15 protein-coding genes are annotated in these 16,851 nt (G+C 72.8%); 14 read left to right on the top strand and 1 reads right to left on the bottom strand.

The annotated features are described in order from the left end of the window. Positions 1-71 precede the first annotated feature (71 nt). The 8 genes from N864_RS04355 (at position 72) to N864_RS04320 (ending at position 9,054) form a co-directional block, all read left to right on the top strand. Positions 72-1,538 (top strand): hypothetical protein, encoded by a 1,467-nt coding sequence (locus tag N864_RS04355; protein WP_034713907.1) that lies wholly within the window; start codon positions 72-74, stop codon positions 1,536-1,538. A gap of 47 nt (positions 1,539-1,585) precedes the next feature. After that, entirely contained in the window at positions 1,586-2,836 is a 1,251-nt protein-coding gene (locus N864_RS04350; protein WP_081793361.1) for an Nramp family divalent metal transporter, read from the top strand. Positions 2,837-2,912: 76 nt separating this feature from the next. Then, on the top strand, positions 2,913-3,695 hold the full coding sequence (locus N864_RS04345; RefSeq protein ID WP_034713905.1) for an SDR family oxidoreductase: 783 nt from the start codon (positions 2,913-2,915) through the stop codon (positions 3,693-3,695). Between the two features lie 88 nt (positions 3,696-3,783). After that, a complete protein-coding gene (locus N864_RS04340) occupies positions 3,784-4,932 on the top strand; it encodes an acyl-CoA dehydrogenase family protein (RefSeq protein ID WP_034713903.1) in 1,149 nt (382 codons plus the stop codon). Next, positions 4,929-6,005: an acyl-CoA dehydrogenase family protein gene (locus N864_RS04335; RefSeq protein WP_051518184.1), complete on the top strand. Its 1,077-nt coding sequence runs from the start codon at positions 4,929-4,931 to the stop codon at positions 6,003-6,005. The genes N864_RS04340 and N864_RS04335 overlap by 4 nt, the downstream gene beginning before the upstream one ends. Positions 6,006-6,103: 98 nt before the next feature. Beyond that, positions 6,104-6,853, top strand: a complete 750-nt coding sequence (locus tag N864_RS04330; protein ID WP_034713901.1) for an enoyl-CoA hydratase-related protein — start codon at positions 6,104-6,106, stop codon at positions 6,851-6,853. A 147-nt stretch (positions 6,854-7,000) separates the two neighbouring features. Continuing rightward, complete coding sequence (locus tag N864_RS04325; RefSeq protein ID WP_051518182.1) at positions 7,001-8,200, top strand: MFS transporter; 1,200 nt, start codon at positions 7,001-7,003, stop codon at positions 8,198-8,200. 143 nt (positions 8,201-8,343) lie between these two features. Next, on the top strand, positions 8,344-9,054 hold the full coding sequence (locus tag N864_RS04320) for a GAF and ANTAR domain-containing protein (RefSeq protein WP_155892808.1): 711 nt from the start codon (positions 8,344-8,346) through the stop codon (positions 9,052-9,054). 20 nt (positions 9,055-9,074) lie between these two features. Here the strand turns inward: N864_RS04320 and N864_RS04315 are convergent, their stop codons facing one another. Beyond that, positions 9,075-9,935: a maleylpyruvate isomerase family mycothiol-dependent enzyme gene (locus tag N864_RS04315; RefSeq protein WP_034713898.1), complete on the bottom strand. Its 861-nt coding sequence runs from the start codon at positions 9,933-9,935 to the stop codon at positions 9,075-9,077. Positions 9,936-9,961: 26 nt separating this feature from the next. Between N864_RS04315 and N864_RS04310 the strand changes: the two genes are divergently transcribed. From N864_RS04310 to N864_RS04285, 6 genes are all read left to right on the top strand, one after another. After that, a complete protein-coding gene (locus N864_RS04310; protein ID WP_051518181.1) occupies positions 9,962-12,010 on the top strand; it encodes a bifunctional copper resistance protein CopD/cytochrome c oxidase assembly protein in 2,049 nt (682 codons plus the stop codon). 53 nt (positions 12,011-12,063) lie between these two features. After that, a complete protein-coding gene (locus N864_RS04305; protein WP_034713896.1) occupies positions 12,064-12,249 on the top strand; it encodes a DUF6767 domain-containing protein in 186 nt (61 codons plus the stop codon). A gap of 49 nt (positions 12,250-12,298) precedes the next feature. Continuing rightward, a complete protein-coding gene (locus tag N864_RS04300) occupies positions 12,299-13,102 on the top strand; it encodes a carbon-nitrogen family hydrolase (RefSeq protein ID WP_034713893.1) in 804 nt (267 codons plus the stop codon). Continuing rightward, positions 13,102-14,964: an NHL domain-containing thioredoxin family protein gene (locus tag N864_RS04295; protein ID WP_034713891.1), complete on the top strand. Its 1,863-nt coding sequence runs from the start codon at positions 13,102-13,104 to the stop codon at positions 14,962-14,964. Before N864_RS04300 ends, N864_RS04295 begins: the two co-directional genes overlap by 1 nt. Before the next feature lie 69 nt (positions 14,965-15,033). Beyond that, the gene (locus N864_RS04290) at positions 15,034-15,333 is read left to right on the top strand and encodes a DUF6458 family protein (RefSeq protein WP_034713889.1); all 300 of its coding nucleotides are present in this window, start codon (positions 15,034-15,036) and stop codon (positions 15,331-15,333) included. An 83-nt stretch (positions 15,334-15,416) separates the two neighbouring features. Next, positions 15,417-16,796, top strand: coding sequence for an acyltransferase family protein (locus N864_RS04285; protein WP_034713887.1), 1,380 nt, complete (start codon positions 15,417-15,419; stop codon positions 16,794-16,796). Positions 16,797-16,851: the final 55 nt, after the last annotated feature.

The raw sequence follows: 16,851 nt of genomic DNA, 5'->3' as shown, positions 1-16,851 counted from the left end.
GGCCCTTCGTCGGGAACTGGCCTCTCGACGGTGCGGGGGTGCGGCGTGATGAGGTCGGGCAGGATGTGCCCATGAGCGAAGAGCAGGGGGACGGTCAGCACGGGATCGTCTTTCCATGGACCGAGGGCCGGCGCAGCACGACCGCCACCGGTCGGGCCGTCGTCGCGGAGGCCCTGCGCGCGGCCGACCCGGTCGGCGCCGCCTCCGCCGAGCGCGAGACGAACTGGCGCCAGGGGTACCTGCCGCACTTCCGCCGTCTCGTCGAGGCCGGGCTCCCCTCGGCCGAGGCGGCGACGGGGATCGCGCGAGCCGGGCTCGCGTCCCTGCACGAGCGGATGCGCGTTGTCGTCGACGGTTCGGAGGAGCCGGTCGCGGCAGCCCTCGACGGGACCGGGGCGGCGCTCGCCTCGGAGACGGTCCGCGGGACAGGTGCCCCCGAGCGCGAGCTGTCCATCCCCTACCGCGGCGACCGGCTGTCCGGTGACCGGCTGCGCCGCAGGCTCGACGACTGGCTCGATCGAGGCGTGCTGGAACCGACTGCCCACCAAGCCGTTTCGGCAGTGATCGAAAACCCCGACTGGCTCGAGCTGTCGGACCGGACGGTCGTCGTGCTCGGTGCCGCCGCCGAGATGGGCCCACTGCGGGCACTGCTCCGGTGGGGCGCGCGCGTCGCGGCCGTCGACCTGCCGCGACCTGACCTGTGGGACCGGCTGTTCGCCGACACGCGGCAGCTGGCCGGCTCGATGACGGTGCCGGTCGCCGCCCGTGACGGGGACCTGGCCCCCCGGGCCGGCGGTGACCTCGTCCATGACCTGGGGACCGTGACGCGGTGGGTCGCGGACCTGGACGGACCGCTCGTCCTCGGCAACTACGTCTATGCCGACGGTGCGACGAACGTGCGCGTCTCGATGGCCGTGGACGTCTTGAGCGACAAGGTGATTCGTGAGCGCGGCGTCTCCGACGTCGCCTTGGCCTTCCTCGCGACGCCCACCGACGTCTTCGCGGTCCCAGCCCACGCGGTGGAGCGGTCCGTGCGGAACTACGCTGAGCGGCATACCTCGAAATGGCTCCGCGTCCCGCTGCGGACCCTGAGCGGCGGACGCCTGCTGCGCCGGAACTACCGGCCGGGCAGCGAGCCGGGGATCAACGACTCCGTCGTGCTCCAGCAGGGACCGAACTACCTGCTCGCGAAGCGCCTGCAGCGCTGGCGCGCGACGAGCTACCGCACCGACGGCGGGCTCGTCTCGCTCAAGGTGGCGCCGCCGACACGGACGCGGTCGGTCCTCAAGAACCGGGCGCTCGCCGCGGCCTACGCCGGCGCGCACCGCTTCGGCGTCGAGGTCTTCGAGCCGGGGACGGCAAACACGCTCATGGCGGCGCTCCTCGTCCACGACCTCCGCACCGGCAACCCGGGGCAGCCCCACCCGTGGCAGGACGAGGCGGATGGTGCCGTGCACGGCGGGCTGTGGACCTGCGCCTACGACCCGCGCAGCGCCCTGGGGCTCGCGGCGTTGCTCGGGCTCGGCGCCGCCCGATGACGGATCGGCCCTTGGCACTCGGCGGGGGGAGCGCCGATCCTGAGGGGATGGGTGACGACCGCGCTGGAGTGACGCTGCGCTCCCGGGCGCGCGAGGCCCTCGCCTCCCGGCCCGGCGCTCGCACGCTGGTGCCGGCCCTGCTCGCGGCGGTCGCCTACGTCGACCCCGGCAACTTCGGGGTCAACATCGCCTCCGGGGCCGAGCACGGCTACACCCTCGTGTGGGTCGTCGTCTTCGCGAGCTGCAGCGCCATGCTGATCCAGTACCTCGCGGCCAAGGTGGGGATCGCCACCGGCCGCAGCCTCGCCGAGCTGAGCGCCGAGCGGTATCCCGGCGCCGGACGGATCGCCCTGTGGCTGCAGGCGGAAGTCGTCGTCATCATGACCGACCTCGCCGAGATCGTCGGCGGCGCACTCGGCCTGCAGCTGCTCTTCGGCTGGCCGCTCATCGCCGGCGCGCTCGTCGTGACGGCATTCAGCCTGGTCGTGCTCGCCCTCAAGGTGCGCGGCCGCAGCCACTTCGAGGCCGTCGTCCTCGTCCTGCTCCTCGTCATCATCGGCGCGCTCCTGTGGCAGGTCTTCGTCGCGGACGTCGACCGTGCCGCGCTGCTTCGTTCGGTGCTGCCGGGACCGCTCGACTCGTCCGCCGCCCTGCTTGCCGTCGGGATCGTCGGAGCGACGGTGATGCCGCACGCGCTGCACTTCCACTCGGCCGCCTCGCGCGTCGCCAACGACGGCACCGCTGCCGGGGCCGGCGGCCAGCGGGCCCGCGCGGGACGGCGCGCCGTGCGCAGCATCGTCATCGCGATGACCGTCGCCGCAGCAGCGAACATCAGCCTGGTCGTGTTCGCGGCCGGTCTGCCCGCCGCGGCCGGAGAGAGCCTCGAGGCGGCCTATGTCGCACTCCAGACCCAAGCCGGTGAGGTGGCGGCGACCATGCTCGGCGTTGCGCTGCTCGCCTCCGGGCTCGCCGCGACCCTCGTCGGCGTGCAGACCGGGGACGTCGTGATGCAGGGCTTCGGGCGGCGACCGATCCCCGCCGTCGTGCGGAGGCTGCTCGCCGTCGTGCCGTGCCTCATCGTGCTGGGCATCGAGGTCAACCCGACCCAGGCGCTCGTCTGGAGCCAGGTGGTGCTGAGCTTCGCCCTGCCGGGCACCCTCATCCCGCTGCTTGTCCTCACGCGTGACCGCCGCCTCATGGGGGTGCTGACCAACCGGCCCGTGACGACGGCCGTTGCCGCCCTCGTCACCGCGGTCATCGTGGGGCTCTGCGCCTTCCTCGTCGTGACCGGCCTCTGACGCGCTGACGGCACGCTCGCTCGCGGGTAGGTCCGGGGTGTCCGGGTAGGAGAGTGCCGACGGAGAGGAGCCGAGCATGGGGATGCTCGATGGCAAGGTCGCCTTCATCACCGGCGGGGCGAGCGGGATCGGCGCCGGCACCGCCCGGCGCTTCGCCGAGCACGGGGCTGCCGTCGTGCTCGCCGACGTCCAGACCGGCGACGCTGAGCACGTGCGGGACGCGATCCGCGACGCAGGCGGCGCCGCGGACTACGTCCACTGCGACGTGACGGACCCCGGGTCGGTCCGCGCGGCGATCGACGGCACGGCCACCCGCCACGGCCGCCTCGACGTGGTCTGCGCCAATGCCGGCATCAACGGGGTATGGGCCCCGATCGACGAGCTGCAGCCGGACGAGTGGCGGCGCACGCTCGACATCAACCTCACCGGCACCTACCTCACCGTCCACTTCGCCGTGCCGCACCTGCGCCGGGCCGGCGGCGGAAGCATCATCATCACGAGCAGCGTCAACGGCACCCGCAGCTTCGCGACGGCGGGCGCCGCGGCCTACAGCTCCTCGAAGGCCGGTCAGGTCGCCTTCACGAAGATGATGGCGCTCGAGCTCGGTCGCGACGGCATCCGGTGCAACGCCATCTGTCCCGGCGCCATCGACACCGACATCGGCGAGCGGACGGAGCGGCGCGACACCGAGCGGATCGGGATCGAGGTGGAGCTGCCGGGGGGCAGCCCGGCGCTGCACGGCGGGTTCGGCGAACCGGTCGACGTGGCCGACACGTGCCTGTTCCTCGCCTCCGACCTCGGCCGGCACGTCTCCGGCGTCGCCGTCTTCGTCGACGGCGGTGCCTCCCTGCTCCGCTGAGCCGGCACCCACGCGGACCGCTGCGCACGACGCGCGTCCTCGTGCCAAGGTGGACCCCGTCCCCACCGCGCCTGGAGAAAGGCCCGCGATGACGCGTGCTCTCGTGCCCCCGGTCGTCACCGAGGGGCCCGACCTCACGAAGCTGCGCCTCGAGGTGCGGGCGTTCCTCGACGACCAGGTGGCGGACGGCCGGTTCGTGCCGCACGTCGACACCTGGCTGACGCGATGGGACCGCGAGTTCACCCGCGAGCTGGGCCGCCGCGGCTGGCTGGGGATGACGATCCCGACGGAGTACGGCGGACACGGCCGCACCTTCCTCGAGCGGTTCGTCGTGACCGAGGAGCTGCTCGTGGTCGGGGCTCCGGTCGCCGCACAGTGGGTCGCCGACCGACAGATCGGCCCGTCGCTGTTGCGGCACGGCACCGAGGAGCAGAAGCGGGCCTTCCTCCCGCGGATCGCGTCGGGGGACCTGGTCTTCGGCATCGGGATGAGCGAGCCGGACGCGGGCTCCGACCTGGCCGGCGTGCGGACCCGCGGCGAGCGCGTCGACGACGGGTGGCGGCTGACCGGGACGAAGGTGTGGACGTCCGGCGCGCACGAGGCCGACGCGTTCTTCGTCCTGGCCCGCACGGCGCAGCCGGACCCGGCGGACCGCCACGCCGGGCTCAGCCAGTTCATCGTCGACCTGCGCGCTCCCGGCGTCGAGATCCGGCCGATCCTGTCGATGGGCGGCGACCACCACTTCAACGAGGTCCACCTGGACGGGGTGTTCGTCCCGGACGAGCGCGTGCTGGGCCAGGTCGGGGAGGGATGGCGCCAGGTCACCTCGGAGCTCGGGTTCGAACGGAGCGGCCCGGAGCGCTTCCTCTCGACGTTCCAGCTGCTGGCCGAGGCGGCCTCGGCCATGGACGAGGGACGGCTGCCGCAGGACGTCGGCCTCGGCCGGCACGTCGCCCGGGTCGCGGCACTGCACCAGATGTCCTTCGCCGTCGCCACGGCGCTCGAGGCGCACGCCGAGGCCGACGTCGCCGCTGCCGTCGTCAAGGTGCTCGGCACGACGAGCGAGGGCGACATCGCCGACTACGTCGACACGCTGACGGCGACCGGCTGGGTCGAGGACGAGGAGCTCTACCGCCTCCTGCACGCGGCGATCCTCCAGCGGCCCGGCTTCACCCTCCGGGGCGGGACCAACGAGATCCTCAGCGGGGTCATCGCCCGCGGGCTGGGGCTGCGATGAGCGCGTCACTCGACCCGCGGCTGGCCCGGTCGACCTCGGCAGACCCCGACCTGGTCGCCATGCTGAGCCAGCTGTTCGACGACTACCGCGCGGCCCGGTCAGCGCCGCGCGAGGTCATCGACTTCGACGCCGAGCTGTGGGCGCGGCTCGACGAGCTGGGCCTGACCCGCTTGACGGCGTCGGAGCAGAGCGGCGGCAGCGGGGCGAGCTGGTTCGACGGGGCGGCGCTGCTCGCGCTGGCCGCCGGCGCGGGGGCCCCGGTCCCGCTGCTGGAGCACGGCTTCCTCGCGGCGTGGTTGCTCGAGGCCGCCGGTCTGCCGAACGACGGTCGCCTGCGCACCGTGTGCCGGCCGGATCCGGCCGGGGTCGCCCTCAACGTCACCTACGGCCGGGACGCGGCCAGCATCGTCGCGTTGTTCGAGGACGGCGACGAGTGGCGGGTCGCGGACGTCCCCGTCGACCGCCGCAGCATCACCCGGGGCCGCAACCTTGCCGGGGAGCCGAGCGAGACGGTCGAGTTCGACCTGGCCGACCTCGCCGCCGGCGCGACCGTCGAGGAGGAGGTGGGCGAGCAGTTCCACCTCCGCGGCGCGCTCGCCCGGTGCGCCCAGGTCTGCGGGGCGTTCGAGCGCATCGTCGAGCTCGTCGTGGCGCACGTGCGTGAACGGGAGCAGTTCGGCCGGCCGATCGGGCGGTTCCAGGCGGTCCAGCGCCTCGTCGCCGACCTCGCCGCCGAAGCCTCACTGGCCCGGGCCGCCACCGACACGGCCGTGGCGCGGGCCACGGACTCGGACTGGACCGATCCCGGGCTGCTCTTCGCGGTCGGCGTCGCCAAGTCCTGCGTCGGGCACGCGGCCTCGGTCGTCGTGCGCAACGCCCACCAGGCACTCGGCGCGATCGGCACCACCCTCGAGCACGAGCTGCACACCCTGACCAAGCCGGCCCTGGCCCGCCGCAGCGAGTTCGGGTCGATCCACGAGTGGGACGAGACCCTGACCCGGCTCGCCACCTCGGCCGGCCACGACCGGCTCTGGTCCCTCGTCACCACGGGCCGGGCCGCCCCGCCGCACTGACACCCCCCACCCAACCGCCCTCGTTCGAGGTATTCCGCGGGCACCCGTGACCGCGGAATACCTCGAACCGGCCGCCACAACGCATGAAGGAGAACCCCGTGACAGAGATCGCCTACGCCGTCGAGGAGCACGTCGCCGTCATCACCTTGGCGGCACCCGAGCGGCGCAACGCCCTGTCCGTGCAGATGGCCGGGGAGCTCACCGAGGCGGCCCTGACCGCCGAGGCCGACCCGACCGTGGGGGCGGTCGTCGTCACCGGCGGCCCCCACTTCTGCGCCGGCGCAGCCCGCAACGTGCTCGCCGACACCGGAGCGGATCCCACGGAGGACCGCAACTACCGCAACCTCGGCGCCGTCTACGACGCGTTCACGCGGCTGGGCGGCATCGGCCTGCCGACGGTCGCGGCGGTGCGGGGCGCGGCGGTCGGCGCGGGCCTCAACCTCGCCCTCGCCACGGACCTGCGCGTCGTCTCGCGGACCGCGCGCCTGCTGCCGGGCTTCGCCCAGATCGGCATCCACCCCGGCGGGGGCCACTTCACCCTCCTGAACCGGACGGCCGGGCGGGAGGCAGCCGCCGCGATGGGCCTGTTCGGGGAGGAGGTCGACGGCGAGCGCGCCGTGCAGCTGGGACTGGCGTGGGCGGCATACGACGACGTGAGCGTCGAGCCGGAGGCCATCGCGCTGGCGCGTCGGGTCGCCCGGGACCCCGCCCTCGCCCGCCGGCTGGTGGCGTCGTTCCGGCACCAGACCGGCCCGGGCGGCCTGCCCTGGGCCGCCGCGGTCGAGCTGGAGCGTGCACCGCAGATGTGGTCGCTGCGTCGCAAACACGGCGCGTCCGCCGCCGACTGACGGCCCGGTCCGCGTCCGGCCGACCGCGACCAGCGGCCGCCGAAACGCCGCACGACCCACCGACACTCGCGCCGTCGATCCACGGCACGAACCGCCGTGTGGGGATGCGAGTATGGTGCGGTTGCCGTCCCCCGAGGAGATCCGTCCGTGCTGTCCCACTACCGACCGCTGTTCAGGGTCCCCGGGGCGCGCGTCTTCATCTCGGGCGGCATGATCGCGCGCTCGGCGGGCGCGATGTTCGGCGTCGCGACGGTCGCGATGATCGCCGCCCGGCGCGGGTCGTACGAGCTCGCCGGCGCCGTCATGGCCGTCGGGATGACCGCCCTGGCGCTCTTCGCGCCGTTCCTCGGCCGGCTCGTGGACCGCTACGGCCAGCGCCGGATCGCGATCCCCTTCTTCATCTGGTCCGGCTTCTGGGCCGTCATGACGATCCTCGTCTCGCTCCGCGGCTGGCCGAGCTGGATGTTCTTCGTCACCTACCCGCTCTGCGGCGCGATCCCGAACCTCGGCACGATGGCCCGCGCCCGCTGGTCGCACATCTTCCACGACGACCCCCAGAGCCTGCACACCGCGATGTCCTTCGAGCAGGTGATGGAGGAGGTCACCTTCGTCATCGGCCCGGTCCTGGCCGTCTGGCTGGCGACGGCGCTCTTCCCCGAGGCCGGGTTCGTCTTCGCCACCGCCTGCTACGGCATCGGCGTGCTCGTCTTCATCTCGGCTCGCTCGACCGAGCCGCCGGTCGTCCCGCACCACGAACGCCCGCGCGGCTACGCCTTCCGTCAGCCGGGGCTCGTCCCGCTCGCCTTCATCATGACGATGACCGGAGTCATCTTCGGCGCGAACGAGGTGGTGACGATCGCCGTCGCCGACGCCGCGGGCCACAAGAACGCCGCCGGCCCCATCCTCGCGCTCTACGCGATGGGCTCGGCGATCGCCGGGGTCGTCTTCGGGGCCCGCTCGCACGGCCGCAACCTGCTCAAGCTGCTCATCGCGGGCACCTTCGGCATGTTCCTGCTCGAGTCGCCGGTCCTGCTCGCGGGGCCGCTGCCGGTGCTCGCGCCCGTCATGTTCGTCGCCGGGCTGGCCACCGCCCCGACGCTCATCACGACGATGAACCTCATCGAACGCCTCGTGCCCAAGGCCCAGATCAACGAGGGCATGACCATCGTGCTCACCGGCCTCATCGTCGGCATCGCGCTCGGCTCGGCGGTCTCCGGCACCGTCGTCGACCGGGTCGGCCCGCACCAGGGCTACCTCGTGGCCATCCTCGCCGGCGTCCTCGCGTTCGTCATGGCCGTCGGCACGCGGGCCTTCCTCAGCCGGCGCGCGCTGCACGACCTGCGCTGAGCCCACCCAGCGGCATACCGCTTCATGTATGCCGCCCAGCCAGCCTCGCGGGTCCGTGCCCTCCGCGCGCGGCAGGTATCCTTCCCCCCGATGAACCGCCGGGTCCCGTCGGGGGCGCGCGGCGGACAAGGGCGGGAGGAAGCATGCCGGAGCAGATGGGCGAACGTGAGGTGGGGCAGGTCTTCGCGGGGTTGTCGACCCTCATCTACGGGCGGGCCGAGCCGGAGGCGATCTACCAGTCCGTCGTCGACGCGGCCACCCAGCTCGTCGCGGGTTGTGAGCACGCCTCGCTGATGCTGCGGCGCGGCAGGAGCTACGAGTCCGTGGCCTCGACGGACGAGATCGCCCGGCGGATCGACCAGATCGAGATCGAGGTCGGCGAAGGGCCGTGCGTGGACGCGATCGAGGAGGAGGCCTACCAGCACGACGCCGACCTGACGACCGCCTCCCCCTGGCCGACGTTCCGCGAGCGGATCCTCGCCGAGACTCCGGTCCGCTCGGCGATCGGCTACCGGCTGCTCGTCGCGGGCGCGAAGGTCGGGGCCCTCAACATCTTCTCGGAGCAGCCGGGCGGGCTGTCGACGGACTCTGCCGACCAGGGTGCTGTCCTCGCGGCCTTCGCCTCGGTGGCGCTGATGGCGCTCGCGGCGCGCGACGACGCCGAGAGCCTGCGCAAGGGGCTGGAGAGCAACCGCGAGATCGGCAAGGCGGTCGGCCTGCTCATGGCGGCCCACAAGGTCTCGGCCGAGCAGGCGTTCGACATCCTGCGCAGGACCTCTCAGGACCTCAACGTCAAGCTCGCCTCGGTGGCGACCGAGGTCATCGAGGGGCAGGAAACCCAGTACGACGCCTGACCCGCTGCTCGCCGGGCGGGTCAGGGCGTGATGACCAGGGCGTCGAGGACCCGCCGCGCGACCTCCTCGTCGCCGTGCACGGTGTAGCGGATCTCGTCGGTGCTCCGGCGTCCGGCGGCGCGGCGCGTCAGCGCCTCGGTCGTGAGCTTGATGCCGGTGATGCGCGGCAGCTCGTCGGTCGCGGTCGGCTCCGCGCCGGTGAACAGGGGAGCCCCCAGCGGCCGGCCGTCCTCCGCCTCGATGACGCGGGCTCCCTCGCGTCCGACCAGCGGCCCGGTGACGTCGAGGACGACGGCGTGACCGATCGGGACCCGCGCCTCGCGAGCCACGATGCGCGGCAGCGAACGGAAGATCGCGTCGACGAAGACGGCGGCCCCGGGGGAGTCGAGGTCGCCGGGTCGGTCCAGGGCGGCGCGGATGTCCTGCTCGTGCACCCACGTGTCGAGCACCCGGCGCCGCAGCTGCGTGCCGTAGGTCGTCTCCGGCCCGAAGATCCCCCCGATGACCTCGTCGAGCGGTGTCGCGGCGGCGCGCAGGGCGGCCATCCGGATCGGCAGGTGGTCGGCGAGCTCGTGCACGACGAGCTTGCCCGGGATGCCGCGTCGAGCCTCGACGTCGTGCTCGATCCGCCGGCCGAACTCGCTGCGGATGTGGGGGTAGTCGGGCACCTCGACGCGGGGGGTCGGGATGCCGGCGAAGGACTTCTCGGCACCCACGACGTGGGCGATCTGGTCCTTGACGGTCCAGCCGGGGCACTCGGTCTGGATCTCGAAGTCGCTCTCCCGGCACGACAGCCCGAGATCGATGATGGCCTGGCAGTTCTGCTCGAACGCGTCGAGCAGGCCATCGCGGTCCTCGGGCGGGGACGGGTGCATCGGCATGCCGTCAGAGTACTTACCCTTGAGCCATGTCGTCCCCGCCCCCTGTCCGGGCCGGCGGCACGCGCCGCTGGACGCTCGTGCCGCTCGTCGTGCTCCTCGGACTGCTCGCCTCCGCGCTCGCCGCGGCCTTCACCGGGGCTGCAGCGCCGCTCGAGGCGGGGCTCAACTCGGCCGGCGCGGGAGTGCGCTGGGCACTGCCGCTCCTGCGCGCCGCGCACGACGTGGCCGCTGCCCTGACCGTCGGCGCGCTGCTGTTCGGCGCCATGCTCGTGCCCGGGAAGACCCGCCGGGCCACGGAGGGGCTCGACGAGCCGCGCCGGGCCGCGGCCTATCGCATCGCCACGCTCAGTGGCTTCGCCTGGGCGCTGCTCGCCGTCGTGATCGTCGTGCTCCAGTTCGCCGACCTGGCCGGTATGCCGCTCAGCGCACCAGGCTTCGGCGCGAGCTTCGCGGCCACGGTGTGGGCGATCGAGCCCCTGCGGATCGGCCTCCTCACTGCCGGTGCGGCGGTCGTCGCCGCGTCCGGCGCGTCGCTGGCCCGGTCGCGCTGGACCGGTGTGTGGCTGCTCGCGATCGCCCTGTTCGGCGTCGTCGTGCTGGGCCTCGCGGGCCATGCGGGGGGCTCCGCCGACCACGAGACCGCCGTCAACGCGTTGGCCGCCCACCTGCTCAGCGCGGCCGTCTGGGTCGGGGGCCTGCTCGCCCTCGTCCTGCTGCGCGGCCGGCTCGGCAGGTCCCTCGGTGTCGTCGTGCGCCGCTACTCGCTGGTCGCCCTGTGGTGCTTCGCGGCTCTCGGTATCTCGGGGGTCATGGCGGCCTCGACCCGGCTCGCCTCGGTCGCCGAGCTGGTGACGACCCGCTATGGGATCCTGCTGACGATCAAGATCGTCGCGTTCCTCCTGCTGGGCGTCGCCGGCTGGTGGCACCGGCAGTCGACGATCGGCCGCATCGACGGCGCGCTCTCGTCCGGCGACTCCACGGCCCGGCCGTTCCTGCGCCTCGCGGTGAGCGAGACCCTCCTGATGGGCATCACGTTCGGGGTCGCGACGGCTCTCGCACGCAGCGCCCCGCCCGTTCCCGAGACCGTGCCGAACCCGAGCATCGTCCTCGCGCTCACGGGCTTCCCGGCACCGCCGGCGCCGACCGCCCTGTCCTGGGTCACGACCTGGCGGTTCGAGTACCTCTTCCTCACGGCAGGGCTGCTTGCCGTCGGCCTCTACCTCGCCGGCGTCGTCCGGCTGCGACGGCGCGGCGTGAGGTGGCCGGTCAGCCGCACGATCAACTGGGTCGTCGGCTGGCTCGTCTTCATCTGGGCCACCAACGGCTACCTCGGTGTCTACGGCCGAGTCGCCTTCTCGTGGCACATGACGCTGCACATGATCGAGGCGATGCTGATCCCGATCTTTCTCGTCCTCGGCGCCCCCGTCACGCTCGCCCTGCGCAGCCTCAAGCCGCGCAAGGACGGGACGGTCGGCCCACGGGAGCTGATCCTCGGGATCATCCACTCGCGCTACGTGCGGGTCGTCGGCAACCCCATCTTCGCCGGCGCCTTCTTCTTCATGAGCCTCGTCGTCTTCTACTGGACCGACCTGTTCTACCTGGCCCTGACGACGCACACCGGGCACGTGCTCATGACGGTCCACTTCATCCTCGCCGGCTACTTCTTCGCCTGGGTGCTCGTCGGGGTCGACCCCGGTCCCAAGAAGTGGGGGCCGGCGCTGCGTCTCGTCGTGCTCTTCGCGACGATCTCGTTCCACGCCTTCTTCGGCGTCGCCATCATCGGCGGCGAGTCGATCCTCGCCCCCCAGTTCTTCACCACGATCCACCTGCCATGGATCACCGACCCGCTCGCGGACCAACGGTTGGGCGGCTCCATTGCCTGGGCCGTCGGCGAGCTGCCCTCGCTGGCGCTCGCCCTGATCGTCGCGGTGCAGTGGGCGCGGTCCGACCGAGCCGAGACCAAGCGGCGCGATCGCCAGGCCGACCGCGATGGCGAGGCCGAGCTGGCGGCCTACAACGCGCGTCTCGCCGCCCTCGCCAGGCACGACCAGCGCCACTCGACCCCCTCCTCCTGACAGGCCTCGGACTACTACGCCTAGTAGTAGAATGCTGTACGAGGAGGCCCGACATGCCGCGAACCACACCGACCCCGAGGTGCCCGATCCGGGTGGGCGAGCCGTGCTCGCTGTGTTTTCCCGGGGCCACCGGACCGCAGGACTGCGGGCTCGTCTACCTGGTCCAGTCCGACCCGGAGTGGCGCGAGCAGCTCGCCGACAAGCGCCGCGAGGTGCAGGCTCGTCGCCCCGCCTCCTGACGGGTGGACCGGCGACCCCTCGACCTGTCGCACATGTGAGGCTTGACCCATGAGAGTTGCAGTCATCCAGCTCGCCTACGGTGACGGAGAGTCGGTGGCCGAGCGCACGGCTCGGGTCACCGAGCTCGTCCGGCGGCAGCGGGGCCACGACCTCGTCGTGCTGCCGGAGCTCTGGCCGGCCGGGGGGTTCGACCACCGGCACTGGCCCGAGCGTGCGGAGCCGGTCGACGGACCGATCGCCCAGGCGCTCGCCTCGGCAGCACGCGACGCCGGGGTCACCCTGCACGGCGGGTCGATCGTCGAGTCCGGACAGCCCCAGACGGCTGACGGGCGCGGCTGCTGGAACACCTCGCTCGTCTTCTCCCCGGAGGGGCGGCTGGTGGCGACCTATCGCAAGATCCACCGCTTCGGGTTCGGCCAGGGTGAGCCAAAGCTGATGGACCCCGGTGCCGACATCGTGACCGTGGACGTGCCGGTCGCGGGGCGCGAGCCGGTCCGAGTGGGCCTGTCCACCTGCTACGACCTGCGTTTCCCCGAGCTCTACCGTGCCCTGCTCGACCGCGGGTCGGAGGTCTTCGTGATCCCCGCCGCCTGGCCGAAGCCGCGCATCGGGCACTGGACCCTGCTCGGCCGGGCCCGGGCGATCGAGGACCAGTGCGCCGTCGTCCAGTGCAACACGGCCGGTAGCCACGCCGGGCACGAGATGGGGGGTCACTCCCAGGTCGTCGACGCCTCCGGTGCGGTCCTGGTCCAGGCCGGCCCGGACGAAGAGGTGCTGAGCGTCGAGATCGACATCCCGACGATCCACCAGGTGCGCACCGCCTTCCCGGTCCTCGCCGACCGGAGGCTCTGATGCGAACGGTCAAAGCGGCGCCGAGGGCCCGAGCCCGGGTCCGGGCGCCCGAGCTCACCGGTCGGGGCTGGCTCAACACCGGCGGCCGGCCCCTCACCTTGACGGACCTCCGCGGCCGCATCACCGTCCTCGACTTCTGGACCTTCTGCTGCGTCAACTGCCTGCATGTCCTCGACGAGCTCCGACCGCTGGAGCGGGAGTTCGAGGGCGCCCTCAGCATCATCGGGGTGCACTCGCCGAAGTTCGAGCACGAGGCAGACCCGGATGCGCTCGCGGCCGCTGTCGAGCGGTACGCCGTGACCCACCCGGTCCTCGACGACCCGGACCTCGCGACGTGGCGCGCTTACACTGCCCGCGCGTGGCCGACCCTCGTCGTCATCGACCCCGAGGGGTTCATCGCGGCCTCGATGTCCGGCGAGGGGCACGGGCCGGGGCTGGCGGCGCTGGTGCGGGAGCTCGTCGAGGAACACACGGCCAAGGGCACGCTCCAGCCCGGCGACGACCCGTATGTGCCGCCCGCCCCGGCAGACACGGCGCTGCGCTTCCCGGGCAAGGCAGTGAGCCTGCCCGACGGGTCCTTCGTCGTCTCCGACACCGCGAACCACCAGGTGGTCCACCTCGCGCCCGATCTCGAGAGCGAGCGTGCGCGCTGGGGCGGTCCGGGCGTCTTCAACGAGCCGCAGGGCCTGTTGCTCGCTCCGCCGGCACTGCGAGACCGGCTCGGTATCGACCTCGTGGTCGCCGACGCGGTCAACCACCAGCTCAAGGGAATCCGCTTCTCCGACGGGACGATCCATGTCCTGGCCGGCACCGGCGAGCAGCTGCGCGAGCGGAGCGGCGGTGGGCCGGCCCTCCGCCAGCCGCTGTCGACCCCATGGGACCTGGCCTGGGTCGAGGACCGGGTCCTCATCGCCATGGCCGGCACCCACCAACTGTGGGCCTGGCGGCCAGGGGACACCCCCGAGGACGGTGTCGTCGACGTCGTCGCCGGCACCTCCAACGAGGGGCTCGTCGACGGCCCGGCGGGTGAGGCGTGGTTCGCCCAGCCGTCCGGCCTGGCGGCGGCCGGGGACGGAAGCCGCACGTGGATTGCCGACTCAGAGACGTCTGCCCTGCGCTCGTTGCGCCGCAACGACAGTGGCGACCTCGTCGTCGAGTCGCACGTGGGGGCAGGGCTGTTCGACTTCGGCCACCGCGACGGTCCGGCCGACCAAGCGCTGCTCCAGCACCCCCTCGGGGTGACCGAGCTCCCGGACGGGTCCGTCGCCATCAGTGACACGTACAACGGCGCGATCCGGCGCTACGACCCGGCCACGGGCCAGGTCACGACGCTGGCCCAGGGCCTCAGTGAGCCGAGCGACGCCGTCGTCGAAGCGGATCCCGACACCGGCGAGGTCCGCCTCGTCGTCGTCGAGTCGGCGGCGCACCGGCTCGTGCGAGTTCCCCTCCCCGAGGACGTGCAGCACGTCGACGGCCCTTCCCGCCGCACCCAGCGGCCGCCGACCACCTTGCCGCCGGGCCAGGTCGACCTCGAGGTGGCCTTCGTCCCGCCACCGGGCCAGAAGCTCGACGACCGCTGGGGCGACCCGACCATGCTTGACGTATCCGCCTCTCCACCCGAGCTGCTCGCATCGGGAGCGGGCCGCGCGCGGGGGCTGCGTCGGGCGCTCGAGGTGGTGAGCGGCATACCAACGGGCACCCTCCATGTGTCCGTCCAGGCCGCCGCCTGCGACGGCGACCCGGTCACCGGTGAGGTGCCCGAGCACGCCGCCTGCCACCTCTTCCAGCAGGACTGGGGCATCCCCGTCGTCATCGACCCCGCGGGCGACTCCCGTCTGACCCTCGACCTGCGGGGCGTGTGACAGCGACCAACTGCGGGTAGAGGGTTCCCGAGGCGCGCGGCCCCGCGCGCCCCGGACAAGGAGACGAACATGGGTATCGGTCTCGGCATCATCCTGCTCGTGCTGGGCGCGATCTTCTACTTCACGAACCTCGACACGAGCGTGCTCAACACCAACCTCAACACGGTGGGCATCATCCTCATGGCCGCCGGTGCGCTGGCCATCATCCTCGCGCTCATCATGAACGCGCAGCGGACCCGCACCGCACACACGACCGTCGTGGAGCGCCGGGGCGGCCCCGACGTGGTCGAGCGCGACCGTGGCCCGGTCGAGCGTGACCGCGTCGTCGAGCGCGACCCGGAGGTCGTCGAGCGGCGGGACGACTACTGACAAACAGCACCACCTCGGGGCCCGCGGCGGCCTGAGCACCGAAACTCACGTGCTCGGGCCGCCGTTTCTGCTGTCATGGTGAGGTGAGTGCCCTCGCCGAGCCGGCCCACCCCTCGCCGGACGCGGTCGCGCGCGCCACGCCGGCAGACCGCGACCGCTTCGCCGACCTGCTGCGAGCGGGCTCGCTCCTCGTCGTCATCCTCGGCCACTGGCTCATGGTCGTCGTGACACCCGACGGTACGGTCAGCAACGCCCTGACCATCGTGCCGTCCCTGCAGCCGCTCACCTGGCTGCTGCAGGTGATGCCGCTCTTCTTCGTCGTGGGCGGGGTCGCCCACTCCTACGCCCTCGAGTCGCTCGACCGTCGCGGCGGATCGCGTCGGGGCCGCTATGCGGCATTCCTCGGCCGTCGCGCGGCGCGACTGCTGCGGCCGACGCTCGCCTTCCTCGCCGTCTGGGTCGTCCTCGGCGTCGTCGCCCACGCCGCGGGGCTCACGTCGCTGCCCGGCGCGGACGGTCGTCTCGCGCGGGACGCGCTCGTCATGGTGCCCCAGCTCCTGTGGTTCGTGGGGATCTACCTCGGGGTGTGCGCCTGCGCGCCCGCGATGCGCCGCCTGCACCAACGGCTCGGGCTGTATGCCGCTGTGCTCCTCGCGCTCGGGGCCGTCCTCGTCGACGTGGTGCGTTTCACGGTGCCCGCGCTGGGGCTCGTGGGCAACCTCAACTTCGCCCTCGTCTGGTTGGCCCTGCACCAGCTCGGCTTCGCGTGGCGGGACGGGATGCTCACGGTGTCGCGGGGCTGGGCCATGCTGGTCGGGGGCTATGGCGTGATGGTCGTGCTCATCACCGTCGGTCCGTACCCCACCTCGATGGTCGGCCTGCCGGGGGAGGCGGTCAGCAACATGGCCCCACCGACGGTGGCACTGCTCGCCCAGGGGGTGGGGATCATCGGGCTCGCCGTGGTGCTGCGGGGCCCGGCGGCACGGCTGCTGGTCAGGCCGGCGGTGTGGGCGGCGGTCGTGCGGGTCGCCCCCTTCGCGATGACGGCCTTCCTCTGGCACCTGACCGCGCTGATGGTGGTGGAGCTCGGACGGCGCGCGATCGGTCTCGGTCAGCCGCCGGTGGCCTCGCTGTTGTGGTGGGCGACCAGGCCCGGGCTGTTCCTCCTCCTCGCGGTCATCCTGGCCGCCCTCGTCGCCACGTTCGCGAGGTTCGACAGCGGGCCGAGCCGGAACGCCGGGACGGTGCAGGAGCGGCGGTACTGGCCCGACCCGCTGGCCGGGGTCGCAGCGCTCGTGGTCTTCTTCGGGATCCTGATGGTCTCGATCGTCGGCGTCGACCTGCTGGGCAACCGACCCGCCTTCTTCCTCGTCGGCGACATCACCCCGGCGGTCGGCTTCGTCGTCCTGGCGCTCGGTCTGCTCCTCCTGCGCGCCGCCCGGCCACACGTCAAGGGCGCCTGACCGGGCGGGCGAGCAGGATCGGAGCGCGCCCCGATCCTGCCCGGAACGAGCGAAC

The sequence above is a fragment of the Intrasporangium chromatireducens Q5-1 genome, from assembly GCF_000576575.1.
GTDB classification, from domain to species: domain Bacteria; phylum Actinomycetota; class Actinomycetes; order Actinomycetales; family Dermatophilaceae; genus Intrasporangium_A; species Intrasporangium_A chromatireducens.
This window is presented reverse-complemented; position numbering and strand designations above follow the sequence as displayed.